This is a genomic window from Demequina flava (assembly GCF_000975035.1).
Classification (GTDB): Bacteria; Actinomycetota; Actinomycetes; order Actinomycetales; family Demequinaceae; genus Demequina; species Demequina flava.
Window position 1 is genome coordinate 521,163 of record NZ_BBRA01000002.1, and the last position, 23,345, is coordinate 544,507.

Consider the following 23,345-nt stretch of genomic DNA (forward strand, 5'->3'; position numbering starts at 1 on the left):
CTTTGTCCCTAGTGCGAGTCCGAAATGTCGACCCAAACCTCGCCGGATTCCACCCAGGCGCGATACACCCGCAGGCGCCCTTCCAAGCCCGGCTGCGGCTCCTTGTCCATCGTCGCCAAGCAGGCGCCGGTCAGCAAGGAGAACACCTGCTTGTAAATCGGCGAGGCGATGGTCGGTTCGTCGGCCCGTGAGCCCGTGATGCCGCGACTCATGACCGACGCCCCGGAGAACGGGCACAGGTTCTGCACCGCGTGGACGGAGCCGTCATCGAGCAAGAAAACCGCCACCTGAACACCGTCGACGAGCGCTGCGACACCTAGGTCGGGGGTGAGCCGGTCGAGGGCGCAGACTCGCGTGGGATGGGGGTCGGCGAGTGCGGTGCGCTCGGTGGAATGGGCCGATGCTGTGGTCGTCATGAGTGAACCTCCAAGCGGGTGGGGGCAATGAGGACCGCGCCAGAGTCGCGCTCCTCTGTGGTGGCGGGGCGGCGCTGGCCGCGCTGCTCCACATATGCCAGGGATGGGTCTGGCTCTTCGGGAGCATTGACGAAGCTGGTGAACTGAGCGAGGCGCTCGGGGTCGTTCAGTACGGCCTTCCACTCGTCTTCGTAGGAGTCCACGTGACGGGCCATGTGCTCGTCGAGGTCAGCGCAGATGCCGAGCGAGTCGTCGACGACGATCTCGCGAATCGCGTCGAGGCCTCCCTCGAACTCTTCCTGCCATGGCGCTGTGCGCTGCAAGCGATCAGCGGTGCGAATGTAGAACATCAGGTAGCGGTCGATCACCTTGAAGACCATGTCGTCGTCAACGTCCTCGACCAGCAGCTGTGCGTGCTTGGGCGTGAAGCCGCCGTTGCCGCCTACGTAGACGTTCCAGCCGTTGTCGGTGGCGATGACGCCCACATCCTTGCCACGGGCCTCCGCGCATTCGCGGGCGCAGCCGGACACTCCCAACTTGAGCTTGTGGGGGCTGCGCAGTCCGCGGTAGCGGAGCTCCAGCGCGATCGCCATGCCGACCGAGTCCTGGACACCGAAGCGGCACCATGTGGAACCGACGCACGACTTCACGGTGCGCAGGCTCTTGCCGTAGGCGTGCCCGGACTCCATGCCGGCGTCCACCAGCCGCGTCCAGATCCCGGGGAGCTGGTCCAGGCGTGCACCGAAGAGGTCGATGCGCTGTCCGCCCGTGATCTTTGTGTACAGGCCGTACTCCTTGGCGATTTCGCCGATCAGGATGAGGTGTTCGGGAAGGATCTCGCCGCCAGGCACACGTGGCACCACCGAGTAGGTGCCGTCCTTCTGCATGTTCGCCATGACGCGGTCGTTGGTGTCCTGTAGCGCCGCGCGATCCTGAGCGAGCACGTGCTCGTTGTACAGGCTCGCAAGGATCGACCCCACGGTCGGCTTGCAGATGTCGCAGCCGCGCCCCGAGCCGTGGCGTTCGATGATCTCGGAGAACGTGCGCAGTTCGCTGACCTGGATCGCGTTGAACAACTGCGAGCGCGACATGTCGAAGTGCTCGCACAGCGCGTTCGACAGTTCCACACCGGACTTCTCGAGTTCGGTGCCCACAATCTTCTTCACCAAGGGCAGGCAGGATCCACAGGAGGTTCCTGCCTTGGTGCAGGCCTTCACGCCGGCGAGGTCCGTGCAACCGTCATCGGTAACGGCCGACCGAATCGAGCCCGCAGTGACGTTGTTGCACGAGCACACGCCCGCCTCATCGGGCAGCTCGACGTTGGGGCGCTCGATTGCCCCCTCAGGCAATAGCCATCCGGCGGGGTCGCCGCCCAGTTCGGCTCCCACCAGCGGGCGCAGCGAGGCGTAGGCCGAGGCATCGCCCACGAGGATTCCGCCCAGGAGGGTACGGGCGTCGTCGGTCACCACGAGCTTCTTGTACACACCGGCAACGGGGTCGGCATACGTGAGCTCAAGCGCTCCCGGGGTCGTCGCGAAGGCGTCACCGAAGGAGGCGACGTCGACACCCAGCAGCTTCAGCTTCGCCGACGTGTCGGCTCCGGGGAACGTCGAGTCGCCACCGAGCAGGCGGTCCACAGCGATCTCCGCCATGGTGTTTCCCGGTGCGATGAGGCCGATGCAGGCTCCCTGAATGCACGCGACCTCGCCGATGGCGGAAACGTGGGGGTCATCGGTGAGGCAGGTGTCGTCGACGACGATGCCGCCACGCTCCCCGATCATCATGCCGGATTCGCGACCCAACTCATCGCGCGGCCGCACGCCCGTCGCGAAGACCACGACATCGGCCAGTTGCTCGGCCTTGTCGGCGAACACGAGGCGCCCGACCTTGCCGGTCTTGTCCGGCTTGATAGCCTGCGTGGCGGTGTTGCACTTGACCGCGACACCGAGCTGCTCAATCAGGCGGGTCAGCGCCCGGCCGCCGCCCTCATCGACCTGCAGGTTCATCAAGCGGTCAACAAACTGGATCACAGTGGAATGCGCGCCGAGCTCCTGGAGAGCTCCCGCAGCCTCAAGCCCCAGCAGGCCACCACCAATGACCGCGCCGCGAACCGGCCGGCCCAGGTCCTTGCGTCGCTGCTCCACAAAGATGCGCAGCGCCGCGACATCGTCAATAGTGCGGTACACGAACACGCCGGGAAGGTCAGCGCCCTCGGTGGGTGGAGTCCAGGCGTAAGAGCCGGTCGCCATCACGAGGTGGTCGTACACATAGGTCACGCCGTGCACGTCCGTGACGACCCGGTTCTCGCGGTCGATCTCCACGACGCGCGCATCCCGCTCGAGGCGGACCAAGGGGTCCTCCCACAGCTGAGGCTCGCCCAGCGCGAGGTCCTCAGGGTCACGTCCGGTGAAGTACGAGGTCAGCGCCACTCGGTCGTACGGCGCGCGCGGCTCTTCCGCCAGCACCGTCACCCGGTACCGGTTGTCCCCGTCGCGAGCGCGCAACGCCTCGACGAAGCGGTGCGCCACCATGCCGCCGCCGACAACAACGATGTGTTCCTGTGCAGTCATGCTCATCCTTCCCCGTGTCCCGCGAGTGCGGGAACTTTGTCGCCCGAAGGCGCCTGGGCGGCGTCGCGGGACTGAATCAGTGCGGCCACCACGGAGCGGCAATCGCCGCATCCGGTTCCGGCCCGGGTGGCGCGGGCGACGTCGTCGACGCTCGCGCACCCGTCATCAATGGCGGAGCAAATGCGCCCCTTGGACACCGTGTTGCATTGGCACACGGTGTCGTCGTCTCCCAGTTGTGCGGGATCGGTGTTCACTGCCGCTGACGCCGCAGAGGCCAACGGCCGCACAATCAGGTGCGCCGGATCCGGCGGCACCGGAGTCATGCGCGAGTACATGGCCGACAGTTCCGCAGCACACGCCTTGTCGCCAACGACCGTCGCGCCAACCAGCAGCCCGTGTGAGACCACGACCTCGACGAAGCGCCCCACGGCCGGGTCCGAGATCCGCACGGCCCGCAGTTCCCGCTCGCCGTGATCAAACTTGCCCGACAGCCCCATGGTCACGAGGTCGAGCCCTTGCGCCTTGACGCGCACCACGTTGGTGAGGTCGTCGTCCGACTCACGACCGGCATCGGCCCGCCCCGTCCACAACGCAACCAGTCGTGAACCCTGGTCCCACCCCTGCGCCACCAACCCGGTGCCACCCTCGGGTGGCTGGGCGCAGTCGCCGATCGCGAAGACGCGGTCGTCCGCGGGGGATGCGAGCGCGTCGTCGACGACGATCCCGCGCTCGCAGGGCAGCCCGGCGCGGCGCGCCAGCGAGGTCGATGGCTGCGTGCCCGCACACATGACGAGGAGGTCGCACAACACTTGGGTGCCGTCGGTGAGCCGCACGGACTGCAATACGCCGCGACGGTCCAGCGCCTCAGCAACGGACGTCTCGGTGACGACGCGGACGCCAAGCTTTGCGAGAGAGCCGGTCGCGATGTTCGCCGCCGCGTCGCCGAGCTGGCGCTCCATCACGCGGCCCGAGTGATGCACCAGAGTGACGGCGATTCCCCGCGCGGCGAGCCCGGTGGCGACCTCAAGGCCAAGAACGCCCGCACCCAGCACGACCGCCCTGCGCGCCTTGGGGATGCGCTTCACGATTCCGGTCGCGTCAGCAAGATCCTTCAAGACGGTGACGCCCGGGATGAGACCGCGGTCGGTCGCGATGCCATGAATGTCCGGTACGCGTGCCTGCGACCCGGTGGCGAACACGAGGCGGTCGTAGCGGTGCACGTCGCCACGGGAGTCGGTCACAGTGCGGGCGTCGCGATCAATGTCGACTGCCGCGACACCATCAAGCACGCGGACGCGGTCCCCGGAGGCGGCGCTCATCGCGAGCATCGAGGGATCTGTCGCCCCTGCCACCACGCTCGACAGCAGCACGCGGTTGTATGGCCCAGTGGGTTCGCGTCCCAGGACCGTGACATGTGCATGCTCATCGCTGGCGAGAAGGTCCTCGACAAACTGAGAGCCGACCATGCCGTGGCCAATCACGATGACGTTCACAGTGCTGCTGCCTCCTCGGTGGTTCGCGCTGGCGCAATGTCCACGGCGGTGACCTTGAATTCGGGCATGCCACTGATGGGGTCGGTGGCGTCGTTGGTGAGCCTGTTCGCGCTTCCCACCCCCGGCCAGTGGAAGGGCATAAAGACGGTGTCGGGACGAATCGCTTCGCTAACGCGCACGGCCGCGAGCGCCTCCCCGCGGGCGGTGGTAAGCGCAGCAATGTCGCCCTCGCGCAGCCCCAAGCGATCGGCAAGCACCGGGTGGAGTTCCACAAACGGCTCGGGCTGCGCGGCGTTGAGTTCGTCGACGCGGCGGGTCTGTGCGCCGCTTTGGTAGTGCTGCAGGACGCGGCCCGTGATGAGGTGCAGCGGTGCGTCGGCGCGTACGTCGTCTCGGGGTCCGTGGTGGTCGACCGCGATCATGCGAGCGCGCCCGTCCGGAGTCGGAAATCCGTCGAGGAACACACGCGGCGTTCCTGGGTGGTCCGCGGCCGGGACGGGCCAGAACAGCTCCTCGCCCGCGTCGAGGCGCTCATAGGTGACACCCGCGTAGTCGGCCTTTCCTCCGGCCGATGCTCGGGTCAGTTCCATAAAGACTTCACCTGGGTCGGTGGAAAAGCCTGTCGGGGCTCCCAGCCGGGCGGCGAGTTCACGCAGGATCCACAGTTCGCTCTGCGCCTGACCAGGCGCGGCCACGGCTGCACGACGGCGAATGATGCGCCCCTCGAGGTTGGTCATGGTGCCGTCTTCCTCGGCCCACTGAGTAACAGGCAAGATGACGTCGGCCATGAGGGCGGTCTCGGACGGAACCATGTCGCACACCACAAGCAGTTCGAGGCGGCTGAGTGCCGCTCGCACGCGATCTGCGTTGGGAGCGGACACCACCACGTTGGACCCGTGCACAAGCAAGCCCTGGGGGCTTCCCGGCTCGCCGAGCGTGGTCAGCAACTCCACCGCGGGGACTCCCGGACCGGGGAGGTCATCCGGGTCGATTCCCCACACCTGCGCCACGTGAGCACGGGCAGCCGGATCGGTGATCATTCGGTAACCGGGGAGCTGATCGGACTTCTGACCGTGCTCGCGACCCCCTTGGCCATTGCCCTGACCCGTGACGGGCCCAAAGCCTGAACCCTCGCGACCAATGAGCCCCAAGAGCAGAGCGACATTGATGGCAGCCGACACGCCGTCAGTGCCCTGCGAGGACTGTTCAAGGCCGCGCCCGGTGAGGACATACGCGCCACGGCCACCATGAGACGGTGACGCAGCCGCGAGGAGACGAGCAACAGAGCGAAGACCCTCGGCCGGGACTCCGCACACCTGTTCCGCGCGCTCGGGCCACCAGGCCGCGACGGAGCGACGGATATCGTCGAGGCCGTTGGTACGAGCATCAAGGTAGTCGCGGTCGGCGAGCCCCTCCGCGAGGATCACATGCGCAAGTGCCAGCAGGACCACAAGATCCGTCCCGGGCACCGGCGCCAAGTGCATGCCTTGGCCGTCCTTTGCCAGGCGCGCCGTTGCGGTCTCACGCGGGTCGATGACAATCAGCCCGCCGCGTTCGCGCGCTCCAGCCAAGTGCTGCACGAAGGGAGGCATCGTTGCCGCCATGTTCGATCCCACGACGACCACAGCATCGGCCCCACCCAAATCACTGAGCGGGAATCCCAGTCCCCGGTCCATCCCCAGCGAGCGGTTGGAGACTGCGGCCGCGGACGACATGCAGAAACGCCCGTTGTAGTCGATGAATCGGGTCTTGAGGGCAATGCGGGCGAACTTGCCCAGCGCGTAAGCCTTCTCATTGGTGAGTCCCCCGCCGCCGAACACGGCGATGCCGTCCGCGCCGCATCGGTCCTGGATTCCCCGAATGCCGTCGGCGACCAGATCGAGCGCCTCGTTCCAGTCCGCTTCCCGATAGCCGCCGTCGCTGCTGCGCACGAGCGGAGTCGTGATGCGGTCCTTGGCCCGTAGTACCTCTGCGGAGGTCCAGCCCTTTTGGCACAGCCCGCCCCGGTTCGTGGGGAACTCGCGGCCGGTCACCTCGAGAGGAAGCCGGCCAGCGGGTGTGGGCGCGAGCGACTGAGCGCACTGCAAAGCGCAGTACGGGCAGTGGCTCGCGACCGCGTCGCCCGAGGCGATGGCATGCCCGGGCGACGCGGTGCCGTGCGATGCGGGCACGCTTACACCCCCGCCATTCGTGCGCCCTTGCGCAGGTAGAACACCCACGTGAGGAGCGCCATGACGAGGAAGATTCCGACGTACAGCTGGAGGGCGGGAACGATCGAGCCGTCAAACAGCTCCCGCGAGAACTTGTAGACGAACGGGATGCAGAAACCGCCAAAGGCACCGATCGCCGAGATGATTCCGATGGCCCCTGCACTCTGGCGCTTGAAGTCGAGGTTCGACTCCTCGGAACCGTCACCCTTGAAGTCACGCAGACGGTTGAACACCGACGGCACCATCCGGTAGGTCGAGCCATTGCCGATTCCCGTGATCAGGAACAGCGCCATGAAGGATGCGAAGAACAATCCGAGGCTCTCCTGGCGGATGCCCTCCACGGCCATCAGCCCGGCGCCGGCCATCAGTACGAAGGCGATGATCGTGACGATCGACCCTCCAAAGCGGTCCGCCAGCTTGCCGCCGTAAGGACGGGCCAAGGAGCCCAGGAGCGCTCCGAGGAAGCCCCACGTCAGCGCGATGTCGGGGCGCTCGAACACGACGGTCAGAAGCGTAGGGAACGCGGCCGAGTAGCCGATGAAGGAGCCGAAGGTGCCGACGTAGAGGAAGGCCATCAACCAGGTGTGACCGTGACGGACGGAGCGCGCGGTGGGCTTGGGATCAGCCTTGGCCTCGCGCAGGTTGTCCATGAAGATGAAGGCGAGGACCGCTGCGACGACGGCCAGGGGCAGGTAGACCAGACCCGCCATCGCAAGCCCAACTCCGCCGATTCCGATGACGATCGGGACCAGCTTCTGCGCCACCGCGACACCGATGTTGCCGCCGGCCGCGTTCAGGCCCAGCGCCCAGCCCTTTTCCTTGTCCGGGTAGAAGAACGTGATGTTCGCCATCGATGAGGCGAAGTTTCCGCCACCGAACCCGGCCGTCGCGGCGATTGCGAGTAGCACGCCGAACGAGGTATCCGGCCGGCCCACGACCCAGGCCAGTCCAAGAGTGGGGATGACCAGCAGCAGTGCAGAGATGACGGTCCAGTTGCGACCGCCGAAGATCGGCACAGCGAAGGTGTAAGGGATGCGCAAGAACGCTCCGACACCCGAGGTGACGGCCAGCAAGGTCAGTCCCTGCTCCGCGGTGAGCGCCCAGCCGTTGGCTCCTGCAGCGACCAAGACGCCTGCGTCATCGTAGGTGCCGTACATCCGGACCACCACGATCGACCACAGCATCCAGATCGAGAAGCCAATGTGCTCGGCCACGATGGAGAACACGAGATTGCGGAAGGCGATCGCCTTGCCCTTGGCCTCCCAGAAGTTCTCGTCTTCCGGGGTCCAGCGTTCAATCCATCGTCCGCGCCCAATGACGCCGGGCTCGAGCGATGCGGGTGCCTCGTCCTGCCGATCCTGAATGGCCATGACCCCTCCCAGGGAAACCTTGTGTGGTGGATGTCCGGGCCTTCATCGGCTCAAGGTGCGCCCCGCATCGGCGTGCCTTTCGGACAACTCTCAAGGTAGGAGGGTGGTGTTTCGCCTAGCGGCGGTTTGTGTGAAACCCCTGGGAACTCTTCCTCACTTCACAGCGGAGGCCGCGGTGAGGTGAGGCTTGTAGTGCTCTGGCGTAGGGGACGCCTCAGTAGGGTTCTGGGGTCGCTTTCGGGCCGAAAGCGACCTGAAACCCCTACTAGAACGGCAGTCGGGGACGTGACCAGTTGCGAGGGAACTCGGTGGTTAGGACGCCCAACTCGCGACGGCCTGGACCGTCGCGGCGATGTCTTCGTCGGTGTGTGCGTGCGAAACAAACCAAGTTTCGAATGCGCTGGGCGGCAAGTACACGCCCGAACCGTTGAGGGAGTGGAACATGCGCGCAAAAGCGTCCGTGTCCTGCGCCGCGGCCTGATCAAACCGCACGGGAGCCTCGGACAGTCCCAGGAAGAAGGACAACAGCGTCCCTGCGCGGCCCACCGCGTGGGTGACCCCAGCGGCATCCAGCGCCCCGGAGACACCCTCAGCCAGAGCATCGGCCCTGCGAGCGATTCCGGTGTACACGTCATCGGTGAGCAAACGCATTGTGGCGAGCCCCGCGGCAACCGCAACAGGGTTTCCCGACAAAGTTCCTGCCTGGTAGACCGGCCCCTGTGGCGCGAGCTGCTCCATCAGGTCGGCACGTCCACCGAGGGCAGCCACAGGCATGCCTCCGCCGATGACCTTGCCGAACGTCACGAGGTCGGGCTGCCACGGCTCTACGCCGGCCGCCAGGTCGAGGTCACGCTCAACGCCCCAGTAGCCTGCGGGCCCGGCACGGAAGCCGGTGAGGACCTCGTCGACGATGAACACCGCGCCTTCGTTGCGGCACAGCGTTGCCATGAGTCGGTTGAATCCACGGGGCGGGGTGATCGTGCCCATGTTTGCGGGCGCGGCCTCGGTGATGACGGCGGCAATGCGCTCGCCGTGCTCCGCGAAGGCCGCGGTCAGTGCGTCCTCATCGCCGTAAGGCAAGACCAAGGTGTCAGCGGCTGCCCCAGCGGTGACGCCTGCGGAGTCAGGAACCCCAGAGGTTGCCAAGCCAGAGCCCGCGGCCACGAGCAACGCATCGGAGTGCCCGTGATAGCAGCCCGCAAACTTGATAATCATGTCGCGACCGGTTGCGCCGCGCGCGAGCCGAATCGCGGTCATCGTGGCCTCAGTGCCGGTAGACACCAGGCGCACGCGCTCTGCGGGTGCGTAACGGCCGCGAATCTCCTCAGCGAGCTCGACCTCGCGCTCCGTGGTGGCGCCGAACGACAGTCCGCGGCCGGCAGCCTCTTGGACGGCTTGGACGACGGTCGGGTGAGCGTGACCCAGGATTGCGGGGCCCCATGAGCCGACGTAGTCGATGTACTCGCGACCATCCGCGTCCACCACGCGCGCGCCGTGCGCGGAAGCAATAGGCGTGGGCTCTCCCCCAACGCCGTTCCATGCCCGCACGGGCGAGTTCACGCCTCCGGGCAGAATCGCTTCGGCTCGCTCGCTACGTGCACTCATGAGTTCTCCTTCAACCACTGCGCAGCCTCAACGGCCGCATACGTCATGACAATGTCTGCGCCGGCACGCACCATCGAGGTCACGGCCTCAAGATGTGCGGCGCGGCGCTCGATCCAGCCGCGTTCGGCAGTCGCCTCGATCTGCGAATACTCGCCACTCACGTGATAGGCAGCCACGGGGACGGCCGATGCTGCGGCGACGTCCGCGAGCACGTCCAGATACGGGAGGGCGGGCTTGACCATGAGGAAGTCCGCGCCTTCGGTCTCGTCAAGGCTCGCTTCGACCAGGCCTTCGCGACGGTTCGCGGGGTCCATCTGGTAGGTCTTGCGGTCGCCGACGAGCTGGCTCTCGACGGCGTCGCGGAACGGGCCGTAGGCCGCGGAAGCGTACTTGGCGCTGTAGGCGAGCAGGCTCGTGTCGGTGAAGCCTTCGTCATCAAGCACCGCGCGCACGGCTGAAACTTGGCCGTCCATCATGCCGCTGAGACCAAGCACGTGAGCACCGGCGCGGGCCTGGGCGAGAGCCATCTGGCCGTAGATCTCGAGCGTCGCGTCGTTGTCCACCGTGCCGTCATCGGCCAGGACGCCACAGTGACCGTGGTCCGTGAACTCATCGAGGCACAGGTCAGCCATTACTACAAGGCGGCCGTCAGCGGCCTTGGCGGCCACGTCGATCGCGAGGTTCAAGATGCCATCGCGCGCGCAGGCCTGCGTGCCCGTGGCATCGCGAACATCGGGAATCGCGAACAGCATGACGCCGCCGATGCCCGCAGTTGCCGCCTCGTCGATGACAGCCGGCAGCGAGTCGAGACCGTGCTGGCTCACGCCCGGCAGCGACTCGATGGGACGGGACCCGGTGAGACCCTCGCGCACAAACAGCGGCAACACCAACTGTGCAGGCTGCGGGCGCACCTCGCGGACCAGACGGCGCATCGCAGGTGTGGTGCGCAGCCGGCGCGGACGGCGCTGCGGGAACGTCATCGGTTCTCCTGGTCCTCGTCACCGTCATCGTCGCCCTCTTCAGGCGACTGTGCCGACGGAGCGCTAGCGCTCGACGCGGCGCTCTCGGAGATATCGGCGCTTGCAGCACTCTCGGGGCTTTCAGCGCTCTCCGAGCTCTCCGCAGGGTCAACCTCTTCCTCGGACTCCTCGGAGGGGTCGAGCGCCTCAAGCAACCCGGCGACGATTCCGTCGTACGACGGCGCCTGGGCGACAGCCGCAACGGTCATTCCCGCTGCGCGCGCGGCGGCAGCCGTCATGTCGCCGATCGCAATGATGGTCGTGTCTGCCGCCATCTCGGGCACGGTGGCCGCGAGCCGTTCTGCGACCGACCCGGAGGTCAACAACACTGCGTCAAAGCCACCGTCGGCGAGCATCTCGCGCACATCGGGGTCCGGTCCGTCTCCGTCGACGGTGCGATACGCCTCGACGATGTCGACCTTCCATCCCTTGCGGGCAAGTCCACGCTCCAGCACCGGAGATGCGAGGTTGCCCAGCGGCAAGAGCACACGCCCCGGGCCGTCAGGGAAATCTGCAACGATTCCGCGAGCGTTCTGCTTGGACTCGGGGACTAGGTCGATCGCGAGCCCGGCGGACTCGCACACGGTCCGTGTCGCCTCGCCCACCGTGGCGACCTTGGCGTCAGGCTGGGGGTTGCCCAAGCGCATGCCGCGAGCGCGAGCGACGGAGTCCATGGCTGTCACAGCGTTGCGGCTGGTCACCGCCATCCAGTCATAGTCGCCCGAGCACCACGCGAGGGTGGCTTCTTGGAGCCGCTCCGGCGATGACGGACCCGTGATGGCGATGAACTCAACCTCTTCAACAAGGGCTCCTGCCTCCGAAAGTCGGCGTGCCAAGTGACGACGCTGCGCGGTGACGGGCACCAGGAGTCGCTTTCCCTGAAGTGCGGACAGGTCCATAGTCAACTGCCTCCCATGAGTCGCGCGGCGCCACGGCCGAGCAAAGTGAATCCAGTACGGCGTCCCAGCGAGTTTGCCTCGCTTGCAGGACCGGTCGAAGTCTCGTTTAGTGCCAGCGTTCCCGACCCGTTGATCACGCGCGATCGCAAGGTGAGCGTCCCACCCTTCACGGTGGCATAAGCACCCACCGGTGCGGCGCATCCGGCGTCCAGCACGCCGAGCAGCGCGCGTTCCGCTGTCACCGCTTGCCGGGTGGCGATGTCGTCCAAGTCGCGCACGGCATCGGCCCAGGTGGGGTCGGCATCGGGCATGATTTCGACGGCCAGCGCACCCTGCCCGGGGGCCGGAAGCATTTCCGTCGGCTCAAGGAGTTGCGTCGCGGCTTCGCTACGGCCGATGCGGCTCAGGCCGGCAGCGGCCAGCACCACGGCGTCGAGACCGTCATCGAGTTTGCCCAGTCGCGTGTCGATGTTGCCGCGCAGCCCTTCAACATTCAGGTCGGGGCGCAGCGCCTTAATCTGGGCCGCCCGGCGCGGGGAACCAGTGCCCACACGTGCCCCCTGAGGGAGGTCGGCGAGCGACTCGCCGCGCGTGCACAGCGCGTCGCGCACATCCTCGCGGGCGGGAATGGCCGCCAGTTCCAAGTCTGCGTGCGCGGCAGTCGGGATGTCCTTGAGGGAGTGAACAATGACATCGCAGACACCCGCCATGAGTGCGTCTCGAAGTGCATTGACGAAGACGCCGGTCTGGCTGATGCCCACAAGCGACTGCCGGTTGACGTCGCCCTCGGTGCGGATCATCACAAGTTCGACCTCAAGTTCGACCCCGCGGCGCGCGGCGGCCTCAGTGATCGAGTCGGCCACCATCCCTGACTGGGTGCGGGCGAGTACCGACGCGCGGGTGCCCAAACGTAGCTTCATGTGTCCAACTCTTTCACAGTGCGCACCCTCCGGTATCCGGGGCCTACGAGCGCGATCACGAAGGCAATCGACGTAAAGATGAGCGCCGCCCAGGCCGGGGTTTGGTAGCTCAGTCCCGCTCCGATGATCAAGGCACCAATGCCGGCGCCTAGTGCCGAGGCTGCGTTGAGGGCCGCATGCGACAGTGCCGACCCCAACGACGGCGAACCGTGAAGGGTGTCCATGAGGTGTACCTGAGCGGACTGCGAATAAATCTGTGAAGACATACCTAACAGGAACAACATCGGAACAGTCACGAAGGGCGTCGACCCACCAATGCCGATACCGAATAGCGAGATCGAGATCAACACCAGCCCAAGGCGTCCGGCGCCCAAGTGAGAACGGTCCGTCAGGCGCCCACCCACGTACGCTCCAACGGACATCGCCACGCCCCACATCACCAGGACCCATGTCACTGCGGTGGACGACATTCCGTTGCCAACCTCGAGCAATGGAACGATGTACGAGAAAACCGCGCCTAGTCCGCTGAACCCCACGGTGATCGCGATGAGCGCAGTCCACAAGGGCACCGAGCGCATTGAGCGCAGTTCTTTCTTTGTGGACGTTTCCTTGTTCCCAGGAACATCAGGGGTGAATGCCCACACAGCAACAGCGGCGACGATGGTCAGGAGCGCCACAACTCCATAGGCCACGCGCCAGTCAGCGGCGTTCGATAGCCACTGCATGGCGGGCACGCCCACGATCAGCGAGAAGGTGAGTCCCAGCATGATGATGGCCACACCTTGCCCGCGGCGTTCCCGGCCCAGCACCGTCATCGCGACAAACGATGCAATCCCGAACAAGGCGCCGTGCGGGAGCCCTGCCACGAAGCGGATCGCGATCAGCGCCTCGGCGGTCGGTGCAAACACCGTTGCTACGGACATGGCCGCGAACGCGACGGTGAGCCAGACCATGAGCGGCCGCCGGCCCACGCGGCCGAGGCCCACCAAAATCAGTGGGGCACCAACCACGACGCCCAGCGAGTAGGACATGATCGAGTAGCCGAGCACGTCGACCGTGGTGCCCAGGTCCCGAATCTGGTCCTGAACAACCGCGGGTGCGGCGTTCTGGCTCAAGCCGATGGCGAACCCCATGAGCGCAAATGCGGCCAGGACAAAGCGGGCGCGCGGCTGCAGGGCGGTACGCGGAAGTCTCCACCGGGGTTGCCCGGCGGGGATGGTGGAGGGAAGGTCGGTCACTTCCGGCGCGACTGTGCGATGAGGGCGGCTGCGGCGGTTCCCATCACGGCCACGGATACGACGATCCAGATCCAGGGGTGTGATGCGCCCTCGGAGTCGTCGGCCGGAGCCTCGCCGGGAGATGGTGACGCAGTCGGTGCCGTAGCGATCAGACCCTCGTCAGCCATCGGCGAAGCGGAGGCCTCGGGGCTCGCCGACACCTCAGGTGAGATGGACTCGCTCGTCACGACAGCATCGGCCTCACCCGATTCGCCGTCAGCCGGAGCGAAAGTGAATGGAATCTCACCCTCGATCGGGTGACCGTCCTCAGCGACAATGCGGAACTGCAGAACCGTGTCACCTGCAGGCAGGTCAACGTTCACGTCTGCGCTCACTGCCGTTGACGACGGGTATGTCGGCTCAAGCTCGTGCGTGTCGCCTTCAGCATCGACCAGCGCCAACTCGGAGCCAATGTCGAGGATGTCGGAAGAGAAGTCCAAGGTAACGGTCTCGAGAACGTCGACCGTGGAGTCAGCGGCGGGGTCGGAACTCCGCAGTTCGGTGTGTGCGGACACGACGGTTCCGAGTCCAACGGTGAGGGCCGCAGCGGCGACCAAGGCAACGAGAGCGCGCGCGGGCGCAGAGATGACGGCTGGCATGCCACCTATTGTCACATTCCGCCCGCGAGTCTCGTCACGCGTACGTCATCGAAGGTTCACCACACCTTCGCCCCAGATGCCATCAAATGGACACAACGCGGGGCAACCATGGAGGTGTGAGAGTCGCGCTGATAGCCGAGTCCTTCCTACCGCACACGAACGGTGTCACCCATTCGTTGCTGCGGGTTATTGACCACCTCTCGGACCACGGGCACGAAGCCATGGTGCTCACGCCGCAGGGCCGGGGACCGCAAGGCCCCGACAACTACCGCGTGGCCCAGATAGAACGGCTCCCCGCGCTCGGGTGGCCGGGATATCCGCAAGTGCGGGTGTGCACGGCGGGCACGCGCAAGGTGGCGAAGATTCTGGCTGACTACAACCCGGATGTCGTGCACCTGGCTTCGCCATTCATGCTCGGCTGGTCCGCCGTGAAAGCGGCTTCGGGCCTGGGTCTGCCGTCCGTCGCGGTCTACCAAACTGAGGTGCCCTCATACGCCGCCCGCTATCACGCGCGGTGGGGCGAGGAGTTTGGGTGGCGGCGGGTGCGCGATATCCACGAGCGTGCCGATCGCACGCTGGTGCCGTCCACGCATGCCCACGCTCAGCTCGAGAACATTGGAGTGCCTCGCATCCAACGATGGGGCCGGGGCGTGGACACCACCCGCTTCCACCCCATGAAGCGCGACGCTGCACTACACCGCCAGTGGGCACCCAATGGCGAGGTCGTGGTCGGATACGTGGGCCGTCTCGCCGCAGAGAAGCGCGTCGAGGATTTGACCGCATTGGCGCACATGCCCGGAGTCAAGGTCGTCATCGTGGGCACCGGTCCCGCGCGCGGCGAGCTGGAACGCGAACTCCCGAACGCCACATTCACCGGATTTCTCGATGGCGAAGACCTCGCTCGCGCCATGGCGACTTTCGATCTCTTTGTTCACTGCGGCGAGTTGGAGACCTTTTGCCAAACCATCCAGGAAGCGCACGCCAGTGGAGTACCGGTCGTTGCGCCGCGGCGAGGAGGACCGGTCGACCTCGTCGACGAGGGTGTCACCGGGCTGCTCTTCAGGCCGCGCGATCGCGATGCCTTCGCCGCTGCTACATTGCGTGCGGTCCGTGACCATGAGTGGCGCGACCGGGCCAGCGCCCACGCACGCGTCGCCGTGCAGGGACGTACCTGGGACACAGTCTGCGCAGAACTCGTCGGCCACTACGAAGACGTCATTGGCACCAAGGACCCGCTGATCACGACGGGAGCATCACGATGAGAATCGCCCACATCGCCAACTTCTACGGACCTCGCTCGGGTGGCCTTCGCACGGCTATGAATGCACTGGGAAGCGGCTACGTGGAGCGCGGCCACGATGTGCTCACGATCGTTCCGGGTGCGCGCGACGGACTGGAACGCACATCACACGGAACCCACGTCACGCTCCGCTCTGCTGCTGTACCTGGAACGGGCGGCTACCGACTCATCACCCGCACCGACGCCGTGCGCCGCGTGCTCACGCGCTTTAGGCCTGACGTGCTCGAGGTTTCCGACCGCACAACGTTGCGGAGCACCGGAGCATGGGCGGCCGCGCGCGGCATTCCGACAGTGTTCTTTGCCCACGAGCGTGCAGACGGGGTTCTGCGTGCTCACGCTCCCCGCATAGCGTCCTCCGAGTGGGCGCGGCGCGCGGTCGACAACCACACGATCACGACGCACAGCCAGTTCACAACGGTCGTGTGCACCACGTCCTATGCGGCAGGCGAGTTCGCGCGGTTGGGACTGTCGACCGTTCACGTCCCACTCGGCGTCGACCTTGACCGCTTCAACCCCTTGCGCGCAGATCCGGACGCGCGCAGCAGCTACGCCGGATCCAATGAAGTACTCCTTGTCATGGCGTCTCGACTATCCACGGAAAAGCGTCCCGACTTGGCGATCGATGCCGTCCGTCACCTTCACGCATCAGGCCGCCAGGTGAGACTGGTCGTCGCAGGAGCTGGCCCTCAGGAACGTCGGATGCGCGCCGCAGCACGAGGCCTACCGGTCGACTTCCTCGGTTTCATTCGGGACCCTGCCCGGTTCGCCACGCTCTTGGCTACGGCCGATGCTGTGGTTGCCCCAGGTCCGATCGAGACCTTTGGTTTGGCAGCCCTGGAGGCTCTCGCCTCTGGAACCCCGGTGGTCGTGAATCGAGCGTCAGCCTTGCCCGAAGTGGTGGGTGACGCGGGGCTCGCGGCCCGCGGAACCCCTGGCGACTTCGCCGCTGCGGTCAGCTCCGTCCTCGCGCGGGACGCGCGGGTCAGACGCGAGCGAGCGCGAGCACGCGCAGAGCAATGGCCGTGGTCACGGTCGGTCGATGCCATGGAGGAGGTCCACGCGCAGATCAGGGCACGCGCAACGACGGAGAAAGCATCATGACCGCGCCCCGGGTTGCCGCGATCGGCGATTCGATCACGCTCGGCGTGGGCGATGGTTTGAAGCAAGACTGGGGGTCCGTGGGGTGGGCAAGCCACGCCGCCCACGCGTGGGGTGCTACTGAGTTCCTGTGCACGGCGTTCAATGGAGCACGATCGCGGGATCTGCCCGCGCAAGCGGCCCGGGTCGCACAGTGGGATCCAGACGTGGTGCTGTGCTCCATCGGAGGAAACGACGCTCTGCGCGGTGACTTTGATGCCGACGAGGTCCGCGAGTGCAGCGAGAGCGCCTTGCGCACTCTTGCAGCTCCGCACCGCACCATCGTCGTCGCTCAGATCGACCGCATTGGGCTGTTCGATGTTCTGCCCCGCGGGATCTCAACGGTGATGGCGCATCGCGCGGGATTGGTCAACGAGGCGCTCGGTGCAGCCGCAGCGGCCAGCGGCATCACCATCTTGGACGGAGCGACTGTGATGGCGCGGACCGGAAAAGCAGGATGGCATGTTGACCGCATTCATCCGTCGCCCATCGGCCACCGCGCATTGGCAACGGAAGCAATCCGCATGCTTCACGACACCTGGTCGCCCGTTGCGCTGGTTCCAGCTGCGCCCACTCCCCCGACTCGCTCCGCTCAGGCTTGGTGGCTCATGCGGCACGGCACGCCGTGGGCACTTAAGCGGAGCAAGGACCTGCTGCCCGCACTCGTCGCGGTCGTCGCAGCCGAGTGGGTCGTCGCGCGTCGCGGCGCATCACAGACGTTGCCGGAGCCTGAGCGCGCCCCCGCGCTCACCAACGATTCCGCTACTGCGGGTGCTGGCCACTCTTCCTAAGCACGTCAGCTCCGCACACATCGGAACTGATCCCCACCGAACGCACAAAGGGCGCCGACAGTTTCCGCTGTCGGCGCCCTTGGCGTTGTAAGAGTGTGTCAGATCAGCCAGCGCTGCTTCTGAACAACGTCAATGCGCTTCCACTTCTCGCCGAAGCCAATGGCCTGGTAGCGAACCTCGAGCAGGACTGCGGCGGCGATAGCGACGATCATGACGATGTGGTCGTCGACGAAGGGGTTGGTGGTGTTGCCGCCCTGGTTGGGCCAGGAGTGCGAGATCCACATCATGGCGAGCATCGCGATGGCCGACCACATGCCGACGCGCGTACCAATACCGAGCATGAGCGCCAGGCCGATGCCCAGCAGGCCCAGCATGAATGGCCAGTCAGTCCATGCCTGGGTGCCGAGGTTTGCGAAGAAGTCGGCAAAGGGGCCGGAGGACGAGCCGAGGTAGCCCTCGGTGATGCGAGCGCCATTTGCCCAAGCCCGCTCGCACATGACCTCGATGCTGCCGTCTTCCATACGGCAGGTGGAGAAGCCAAGTCCGAACATCTTGTCCAAGAATGCCCACAGGAAGTAGAAACCGATGGTGATGCGGGTAATGCTCAGCATTACCCATCCGGCTTTGGAGCCGACGGGGCCGGTCATTTGGCCCTCTGAATTCTCTGACGTAGTCATGTGTGTCTCCTTTGATGGTGGTGACCGAGGCCACAATCGCGTTGTCGCCTCGTCATCACGCTACCGCTGATGCTCGCTGTGTGACGTGCGACACTGCTGGTTGTGGTCACAATGTCACACGATGTTCGCGCGCCTCGCGTAGGACGTTTGTCCGCGTACGATCAAAGCCATGACTGGTATGAATCCGCTCTCGCTCCCACGTCACGACAGTTCGCAGTGGCGCGAATACTGCAACACTTATGTAGATTCCTGCATCAAAAGCGCTGAAGAAATACTCGACCGGGTGCGCACTCGATCCGCGACGGATATCCGCGGGGCTTGGAACGACGCAGACATTCTTATCGAGCAAGCGGCGACATTGATGGAGACGCTAGCTGAAGTGCACCCTGAATCCGACGTGCGGACCCTGGCAGCAAACAAACTTCAAGAGGTCGCCGCGTTCCGATCACAGCGTGATGGCGACCCCGCTCTTTACAGCGCCGTCAAAGACGGTCTCGAAGCATCCGACACGCAGACTCAGTACCTGCGTGACCTGGTGCTCCGCGACTTCGAACTGGAGGGCGCGCACCTAGACGATGACGAGCGCGCACGCGTCGCGGAACTGTCGGATCAGATCACCGTGACGTCCACAGAGTTCTCCGACAACATCCGCGACGACGTCGCCTCGATTCAAGTGCCGCTGAGCTCGCTGGGAGACATGCCCGCCGACTTCATCGAGTCACACGCACCCAACGACGAGGGCCTGGTGACGATCACGACGGACTATCCCGACATGATCCCCGTGCTCGATCTGTGCGGCGACCGGGACGTCCGCGAGGCGCTGATGCGTGCTGACTACGACCGGGCACCGGCCAATGACGAAGTTCTCGCCCGCCTGCTGCGGCTGCGCGATGAGAAAGCCCGCCTGCTGGGATTCAAGGGCTGGGCCGACTATGCCACCGCGCCCATGATGATGAGTGACGGCGACGGCATCGAGTCCTTCCTTGACGATGTCGCCAAGGCAGCCAAGCCCGCGGGCCAAGCAGATGCTGCCATGATCCTCGAGCGCCTGCGCCAAGACCACCCCGACGCCGACGCAGTCAAGGTTTCCGACTCCCGCTACTATCTCGAACTCCTGAAGTCCGAGAAGTACGGCGTTGACGCTCGTCACCTGCGCGAGTTCATTGACTACTGCCGCGTGCGCGACGGAATCTTGAACCTCGCCTCGGACCTGTTCGACATCAACTTCACCGCGGTCGCCGACGCCCCACGCTGGCATGAAGATGTCGAGGTGTACGACGTCGCCTCAGGCGACAACCGCATCGGCCGGATCCACCTCGACATGCACTCGCGGGCGGGAAAGTACGGACACATGGCCTGCTTTGGGGTCGTGGGAGGCATTGCCGACCGCTACCTGCCCGAGAACGCGTTGGTGTGCAACTTCCCGCGCGGCAAGATGACCTTTGACGACCTCGAGACCTTCCTGCACGAGTTCGGCCACCTCATGCACGGGATCCTGTCCGGCAGCGGTGAGTACGCGCGCCTTGCTGGCTTGAGCGTGCGTGGCGAATGGGACTTTGTCGAGGCACCCTCTCAGCTTCTTGAGGAATGGGCGTTCTCGCACGACGTGCTGCGACACTTCTGCGTCAATGACGACGGAGAGGAGATTCCGGCCGAGCTGGTCGAGTCGATCCGCGCCAGCCGCGACCTCGGCGGCGGCCTCCTGACCTGCCGCCAGTTGACCTACGCCCAACTGTCCTACCGCCTCCACCGGGACCTTCCGGACGACCTCGCCGCAGCATCGGCCGCTATCGAAGCCGAATTCGATGTACGCGAGCCACTCGAAGGAACCCACCAATACCGCTCGTTCGGGCACCTCACGACGTATTCGGCCTGCTACTACACGTACCAGTGGTCGCTGGCGATCGCGAAAGACCTTTTCACGGGGTTCGACGAGGACGATCTCATGGCGTCAGACCCTGCACTGCGCTACCGAGACGCAGTTCTTGCTCCCGGTGGCGCGATGCCGGCTGCGGATCTCATCGAGAACTTCCTGGGCAGGCCCTTCTCCGCCGACGCATACCAAGCGTGGCTCGCGTCGCTGTCGAAGTAGTGGCTGCGGGCTGCTAGTCCTCGACCGTCAGCGGCACCGTGAGGTGAGCCTCGAACTGCTGGCGCACAACCTCGTGCATGGGGATCTGGCGCACGCCAAGAAGCCACTGCACCTGGAGCCCGTCCAACACCGCGATGGCCTGCTGGGCGGCGCCCACGGGGTCAACGCCCTCGCGGACGTGCCCAGCCTTGGCCGCAACGCGGTAGGCCTGGGACAGGATCTCCACGAGGTTGGCGTAGCGCTCAACAAAGAAGTCATGCGCGGGGTGGTCGGAGGCGGTGGCCTCAGCCGAGACGACCGCGAAGAGCTCAACGACGCCGGGGCGCTGCTCGTTCACGCGGGCGACGCGCACCAGGTTTCGGAAGGCATCGACGCCGTCGCTGCCGACGACGGGATAGTGCTCGGAGTCCTCAGCGTCACGCTGCTGAAGCACGGCCATGAGCAGCGCTTCCTTGGTGGGGTAGTGATAAAGGAGACCTGGGTGAGACATGCCCGCGCGGCTGGCGAGGTCTCGCAGCGAGGACCCGCGATAGCCGTTCTCGGAGAACGTCTTCATTGCCACCTCGAGGATGTGGGTCTTGGTGGCGCGACCGCGCGCGTAGGTGCCGTCTTCAGTTTCCACAGTCTGACTCTCGGTCAATTTGTTCATCACGCGACAGAATCTACCATACGGTCAGGAACGTGCTAGCGTCGCGGTTATCGACCACTATCGAAAGGATTCGCGTGAGCACCGTCGCCTACCTTAATCCCACTCTCCCGACGTCAGAACGCGTCGCCGATCTTGTGGCGCGTATGACGCTTCCCGAGAAGGTCGGACAGATGATGCAGCTGAGCGCGCAGCACGGCGTGCGAGGCCTCATCGAGGATGTCCACGTCGGGTCCATCCTGCACACCTCCCCCGAGCGCATCATTGAAGCCGGCGCCGTCGTGAAGGACACGCGCCTTGGCATCCCACTGCTGGTGGGAGAAGACTGCATTCACGGACATTCGTTCTGGGAAGGCGCGGAGATCTACCCCACCCAACTGGGACTGGCCGCATCCTTTGACCCCGACCTGCTGGAGCGTGTGGCCCGCGCCACGGCGGTCGAGGTTGCCGCCACTGGCGTGCACTGGACCTTCTCCCCCGTCCTGTGCATTGCGCGGGACTTGCGATGGGGCCGAGTCTCCGAGACCTTCGGCGAGGACCCGTACCTGCTCGGAGAACTGGGCGCCGCAATGGTCGAGGGCTATCAAGGCGACGGCCTGGCGGACCCAGACGCCGTCCTCGCCACCTCCAAGCACTTCGCTGGCTACTCCGAGACCCAAGGCGGGCGCGACGCGTCAGAGGCCGACATCTCTCGCCGCAAGCTCCGCTCCTGGTACCTGCCCGCCTTTGAGCGAGTGGCACGTGCCGGGTCCGCGACCTTCATGCTCGGCTACCAGGCCACCGACGGGGTTCCCATCACGGTCAACGACTGGCTGTTGAACGACGTTCTACGCGACGAATGGGACTACCGCGGCACGCTCATCACCGACTGGGACAACGTCGGCAACCTTGTACGCGAGCAGCGCCTCTACCCCGACTACGTCACAGCATCGGCCGCCGCAGTCAACGCGGGCAACGACATGATCATGACGACTCCGCAGTTCTTCGAAGGCGCTCAGGAAGCCGTCCGGCAGGGACTCCTGAGCGAAGAGCGCATCGATCAGGCGGTGTCGAGGATCCTGACGCTGAAGTTCGATCTGGGCCTATTCGAGAACCCTCGCCTGCCAGACGAAGACCGCCAGCGTGAGGTCATTGCTTGCACCGCACACCGCGACCTCGGCCTCGAGGCCTCCCGCCGCTCACTTGTCTTGCTCGAAAACGACGGCCTGCTGCCGCTGGCGACTGACCGTCCAGCCACGATTGCCGTCGTGGGCCCCAACGCCGACGACGCGCAGACTCAACTGGGCGACTGGGCCGGGTCCTCCGGACAAGCTGACTGGCTACGCCAGGGCCAGCCGCGCGAGATGATCACGACTGTGCTGGACGGTCTGCGTTCCATCGCGCCCGAGGGCTCGCAGGTGCACCATACCCGTGGGGCCGAGATCATCACGACGGGCCCGGATCCGAAGGGAGACTTCTTCTCCGATGGTCAGCCGCGTCCGCACATCGCGTTCCCCGTCGACCCCAACCCCGAGCAGATTGCCGAGGCCGTAGAGGCCGCGCAGGGGGCCGATGCCGTGGTTGCCGTGGTGGGCGACCGCATCGAACTTGTGGGCGAGGGACGCTCGACCGCAACCTTGGAACTCCTTGGTGGGCAACAGGCGCTTCTCGAGGCACTGATGGGCACCGGCACGCCCGTGATCGTGGTCGTGCTGGCCTCGAAGCCGCACGTACTCCCGGCATGTGTCGATCAAGCAGCCGCAGTGATCTGGGCAGCGAACCCTGGCATGGCTGGCGGTCGGGCGATCGCGGAGTTGATCTTTGGCGCGATCGAGCCCAGCGGCCGCCTGCCGCTGTCGTGGCCGCGCCACGTGGGCCAGCAGCCCACGTTCTATAACCAGATCGCCGCTCAGCACGGGTATCAGTATGCGGACCTCACCCAGGAACCCCAGTGGGTCTTTGGTGAGGGGTTGTCGTACTCGTCGGTCGAGTACAGCGACCTCACCGTGGCCGCGAGCGCGTTGACCGCAACCGAGGTTGTCAGGGCGACCGTGACCGTGACGAACACTGGCGAGCGCCCCGTCCTCGAGACCGTGCAGGGCTATGTCCGGGACAATGTGACCTCGGCGACTTGGGCGGACCGCGAACTCAAGGCCTTTACGCACGTGGCGCTGGAGCCGGGCGAAAGCGCCACCGTCGCGCTTGAGGTGCCAGCATCGGCTTGTTCCATCGTCACCGCCGCTGGTGACCGCGTCGTCGAGCCCGGAGAGTTCACTCTTCTCGTGGGACCATCGTCCAAGCTTGGTTCTCTCCTCGAGGCTCCTTTCACGATTGGCGGATAGTAG

At 65.7% G+C, this 23,345-nt stretch carries 18 protein-coding genes; 5 read left to right on the plus strand and 13 right to left on the minus strand.

Annotation, left to right across the window (positions count from 1 at the left end):
* Nucleotides 1-8: 8 nt before the first annotated feature.
* From nirD to AOP74_RS11130, 11 genes are all read right to left on the minus strand, one after another.
* The gene (gene nirD, locus AOP74_RS11080; protein ID WP_061962415.1) at nt 9-416 is read right to left on the minus strand and encodes a nitrite reductase small subunit NirD; all 408 of its coding nucleotides are present in this window, start codon (nt 414-416) and stop codon (nt 9-11) included.
* Nucleotides 413-2,986, minus strand: coding sequence for a nitrite reductase large subunit NirB (gene nirB, locus AOP74_RS11085; RefSeq protein WP_236683815.1), 2,574 nt, complete (start codon nt 2,984-2,986; stop codon nt 413-415). The genes nirD and nirB overlap by 4 nt, the downstream gene beginning before the upstream one ends.
* Before the next feature lie 2 nt (nt 2,987-2,988).
* Entirely contained in the window at nt 2,989-4,479 is a 1,491-nt protein-coding gene (locus AOP74_RS11090; RefSeq protein WP_061962417.1) for an FAD-dependent oxidoreductase, read from the minus strand.
* On the minus strand, nt 4,476-6,566 hold the full coding sequence (locus tag AOP74_RS11095; protein WP_236683826.1) for a molybdopterin oxidoreductase family protein: 2,091 nt from the start codon (nt 6,564-6,566) through the stop codon (nt 4,476-4,478). The genes AOP74_RS11090 and AOP74_RS11095 overlap by 4 nt, the downstream gene beginning before the upstream one ends.
* A gap of 86 nt (nt 6,567-6,652) precedes the next feature.
* Entirely contained in the window at nt 6,653-8,059 is a 1,407-nt protein-coding gene (locus AOP74_RS11100) for an MFS transporter (RefSeq protein WP_061962418.1), read from the minus strand.
* 312 nt (nt 8,060-8,371) lie between these two features.
* Complete coding sequence (gene hemL / locus AOP74_RS11105; RefSeq protein ID WP_061962419.1) at nt 8,372-9,664, minus strand: glutamate-1-semialdehyde 2,1-aminomutase; 1,293 nt, start codon at nt 9,662-9,664, stop codon at nt 8,372-8,374.
* Nucleotides 9,661-10,644, minus strand: coding sequence for a porphobilinogen synthase (gene hemB / locus AOP74_RS11110; RefSeq protein ID WP_061962420.1), 984 nt, complete (start codon nt 10,642-10,644; stop codon nt 9,661-9,663). The genes hemL and hemB overlap by 4 nt, the downstream gene beginning before the upstream one ends.
* Complete coding sequence (locus tag AOP74_RS11115) at nt 10,641-11,582, minus strand: uroporphyrinogen-III synthase (RefSeq protein WP_061962421.1); 942 nt, start codon at nt 11,580-11,582, stop codon at nt 10,641-10,643. The genes hemB and AOP74_RS11115 overlap by 4 nt, the downstream gene beginning before the upstream one ends.
* A gap of 2 nt (nt 11,583-11,584) precedes the next feature.
* Nucleotides 11,585-12,502, minus strand: coding sequence for a hydroxymethylbilane synthase (hemC, locus tag AOP74_RS11120; protein ID WP_061962422.1), 918 nt, complete (start codon nt 12,500-12,502; stop codon nt 11,585-11,587).
* Entirely contained in the window at nt 12,499-13,740 is a 1,242-nt protein-coding gene (locus AOP74_RS11125) for an MFS transporter (protein ID WP_061962423.1), read from the minus strand. The genes hemC and AOP74_RS11125 overlap by 4 nt, the downstream gene beginning before the upstream one ends.
* Nucleotides 13,737-14,378, minus strand: coding sequence for a copper resistance CopC family protein (locus AOP74_RS11130; protein WP_061962424.1), 642 nt, complete (start codon nt 14,376-14,378; stop codon nt 13,737-13,739). Before AOP74_RS11130 ends, AOP74_RS11125 begins: the two co-directional genes overlap by 4 nt.
* A 116-nt stretch (nt 14,379-14,494) precedes the next feature.
* On the opposite strand from AOP74_RS11130, the gene AOP74_RS11135 reads away from it, so the two are divergent.
* Genes AOP74_RS11135 through AOP74_RS11145 form a run of 3 tightly spaced genes read left to right on the plus strand, consistent with a single transcriptional unit; the run spans nt 14,495 to nt 17,606 of the window.
* A complete protein-coding gene (locus AOP74_RS11135) occupies nt 14,495-15,640 on the plus strand; it encodes a glycosyltransferase family 4 protein (RefSeq protein ID WP_061962425.1) in 1,146 nt (381 codons plus the stop codon).
* Nucleotides 15,637-16,779 (plus strand): glycosyltransferase, encoded by a 1,143-nt coding sequence (locus tag AOP74_RS11140; protein WP_061962426.1) that lies wholly within the window; start codon nt 15,637-15,639, stop codon nt 16,777-16,779. The genes AOP74_RS11135 and AOP74_RS11140 overlap by 4 nt, the downstream gene beginning before the upstream one ends.
* Nucleotides 16,776-17,606, plus strand: a complete 831-nt coding sequence (locus AOP74_RS11145; protein WP_061962427.1) for an SGNH/GDSL hydrolase family protein — start codon at nt 16,776-16,778, stop codon at nt 17,604-17,606. The genes AOP74_RS11140 and AOP74_RS11145 overlap by 4 nt, the downstream gene beginning before the upstream one ends.
* Before the next feature lie 98 nt (nt 17,607-17,704).
* Here the strand turns inward: AOP74_RS11145 and AOP74_RS11150 are convergent, their stop codons facing one another.
* Nucleotides 17,705-18,283: a hypothetical protein gene (locus AOP74_RS11150; protein WP_061962428.1), complete on the minus strand. Its 579-nt coding sequence runs from the start codon at nt 18,281-18,283 to the stop codon at nt 17,705-17,707.
* Between the two features lie 169 nt (nt 18,284-18,452).
* Between AOP74_RS11150 and AOP74_RS11155 the strand changes: the two genes are divergently transcribed.
* Nucleotides 18,453-20,375, plus strand: coding sequence for a M3 family metallopeptidase (locus AOP74_RS11155; protein ID WP_082096294.1), 1,923 nt, complete (start codon nt 18,453-18,455; stop codon nt 20,373-20,375).
* A 13-nt stretch (nt 20,376-20,388) separates the two neighbouring features.
* Here the strand turns inward: AOP74_RS11155 and AOP74_RS11160 are convergent, their stop codons facing one another.
* Entirely contained in the window at nt 20,389-21,024 is a 636-nt protein-coding gene (locus AOP74_RS11160; RefSeq protein WP_061962430.1) for a TetR/AcrR family transcriptional regulator, read from the minus strand.
* Between the two features lie 74 nt (nt 21,025-21,098).
* Between AOP74_RS11160 and AOP74_RS11165 the strand changes: the two genes are divergently transcribed.
* Nucleotides 21,099-23,342, plus strand: a complete 2,244-nt coding sequence (locus AOP74_RS11165; RefSeq protein ID WP_061962431.1) for a glycoside hydrolase family 3 N-terminal domain-containing protein — start codon at nt 21,099-21,101, stop codon at nt 23,340-23,342.
* Nucleotides 23,343-23,345: the final 3 nt, after the last annotated feature.

What these genes read in the sequence shown, in the direction of transcription:
- AOP74_RS11100 (WP_061962418.1), bottom strand. Translation starts at nt 8,059, where the DNA reads ATGGCCATTCAGGATCGGCAGGACGAGGCACCCGCATCGCTCGAGCCC.
- hemL (WP_061962419.1), bottom strand. Translation starts at nt 9,664, where the DNA reads ATGAGTGCACGTAGCGAGCGAGCCGAAGCGATTCTGCCCGGAGGCGTG.
- AOP74_RS11155 (WP_082096294.1), top strand. Translation starts at nt 18,453, where the DNA reads ATGACTGGTATGAATCCGCTCTCGCTCCCACGTCACGACAGTTCGCAG.
- AOP74_RS11160 (WP_061962430.1), bottom strand. Translation starts at nt 21,024, where the DNA reads ATGAACAAATTGACCGAGAGTCAGACTGTGGAAACTGAAGACGGCACC.
- nirB (WP_236683815.1), bottom strand. Translation starts at nt 2,986, where the DNA reads ATGACTGCACAGGAACACATCGTTGTTGTCGGCGGCGGCATGGTGGCG.
- AOP74_RS11130 (WP_061962424.1), bottom strand. Translation starts at nt 14,378, where the DNA reads ATGCCAGCCGTCATCTCTGCGCCCGCGCGCGCTCTCGTTGCCTTGGTC.
- hemC (WP_061962422.1), bottom strand. Translation starts at nt 12,502, where the DNA reads ATGAAGCTACGTTTGGGCACCCGCGCGTCGGTACTCGCCCGCACCCAG.
- AOP74_RS11140 (WP_061962426.1), top strand. Translation starts at nt 15,637, where the DNA reads ATGAGAATCGCCCACATCGCCAACTTCTACGGACCTCGCTCGGGTGGC.
- hemB (WP_061962420.1), bottom strand. Translation starts at nt 10,644, where the DNA reads ATGACGTTCCCGCAGCGCCGTCCGCGCCGGCTGCGCACCACACCTGCG.
- AOP74_RS11115 (WP_061962421.1), bottom strand. Translation starts at nt 11,582, where the DNA reads ATGGACCTGTCCGCACTTCAGGGAAAGCGACTCCTGGTGCCCGTCACC.
- AOP74_RS11150 (WP_061962428.1), bottom strand. Translation starts at nt 18,283, where the DNA reads ATGACTACGTCAGAGAATTCAGAGGGCCAAATGACCGGCCCCGTCGGC.
- nirD (WP_061962415.1), bottom strand. Translation starts at nt 416, where the DNA reads ATGACGACCACAGCATCGGCCCATTCCACCGAGCGCACCGCACTCGCC.
- AOP74_RS11145 (WP_061962427.1), top strand. Translation starts at nt 16,776, where the DNA reads ATGACCGCGCCCCGGGTTGCCGCGATCGGCGATTCGATCACGCTCGGC.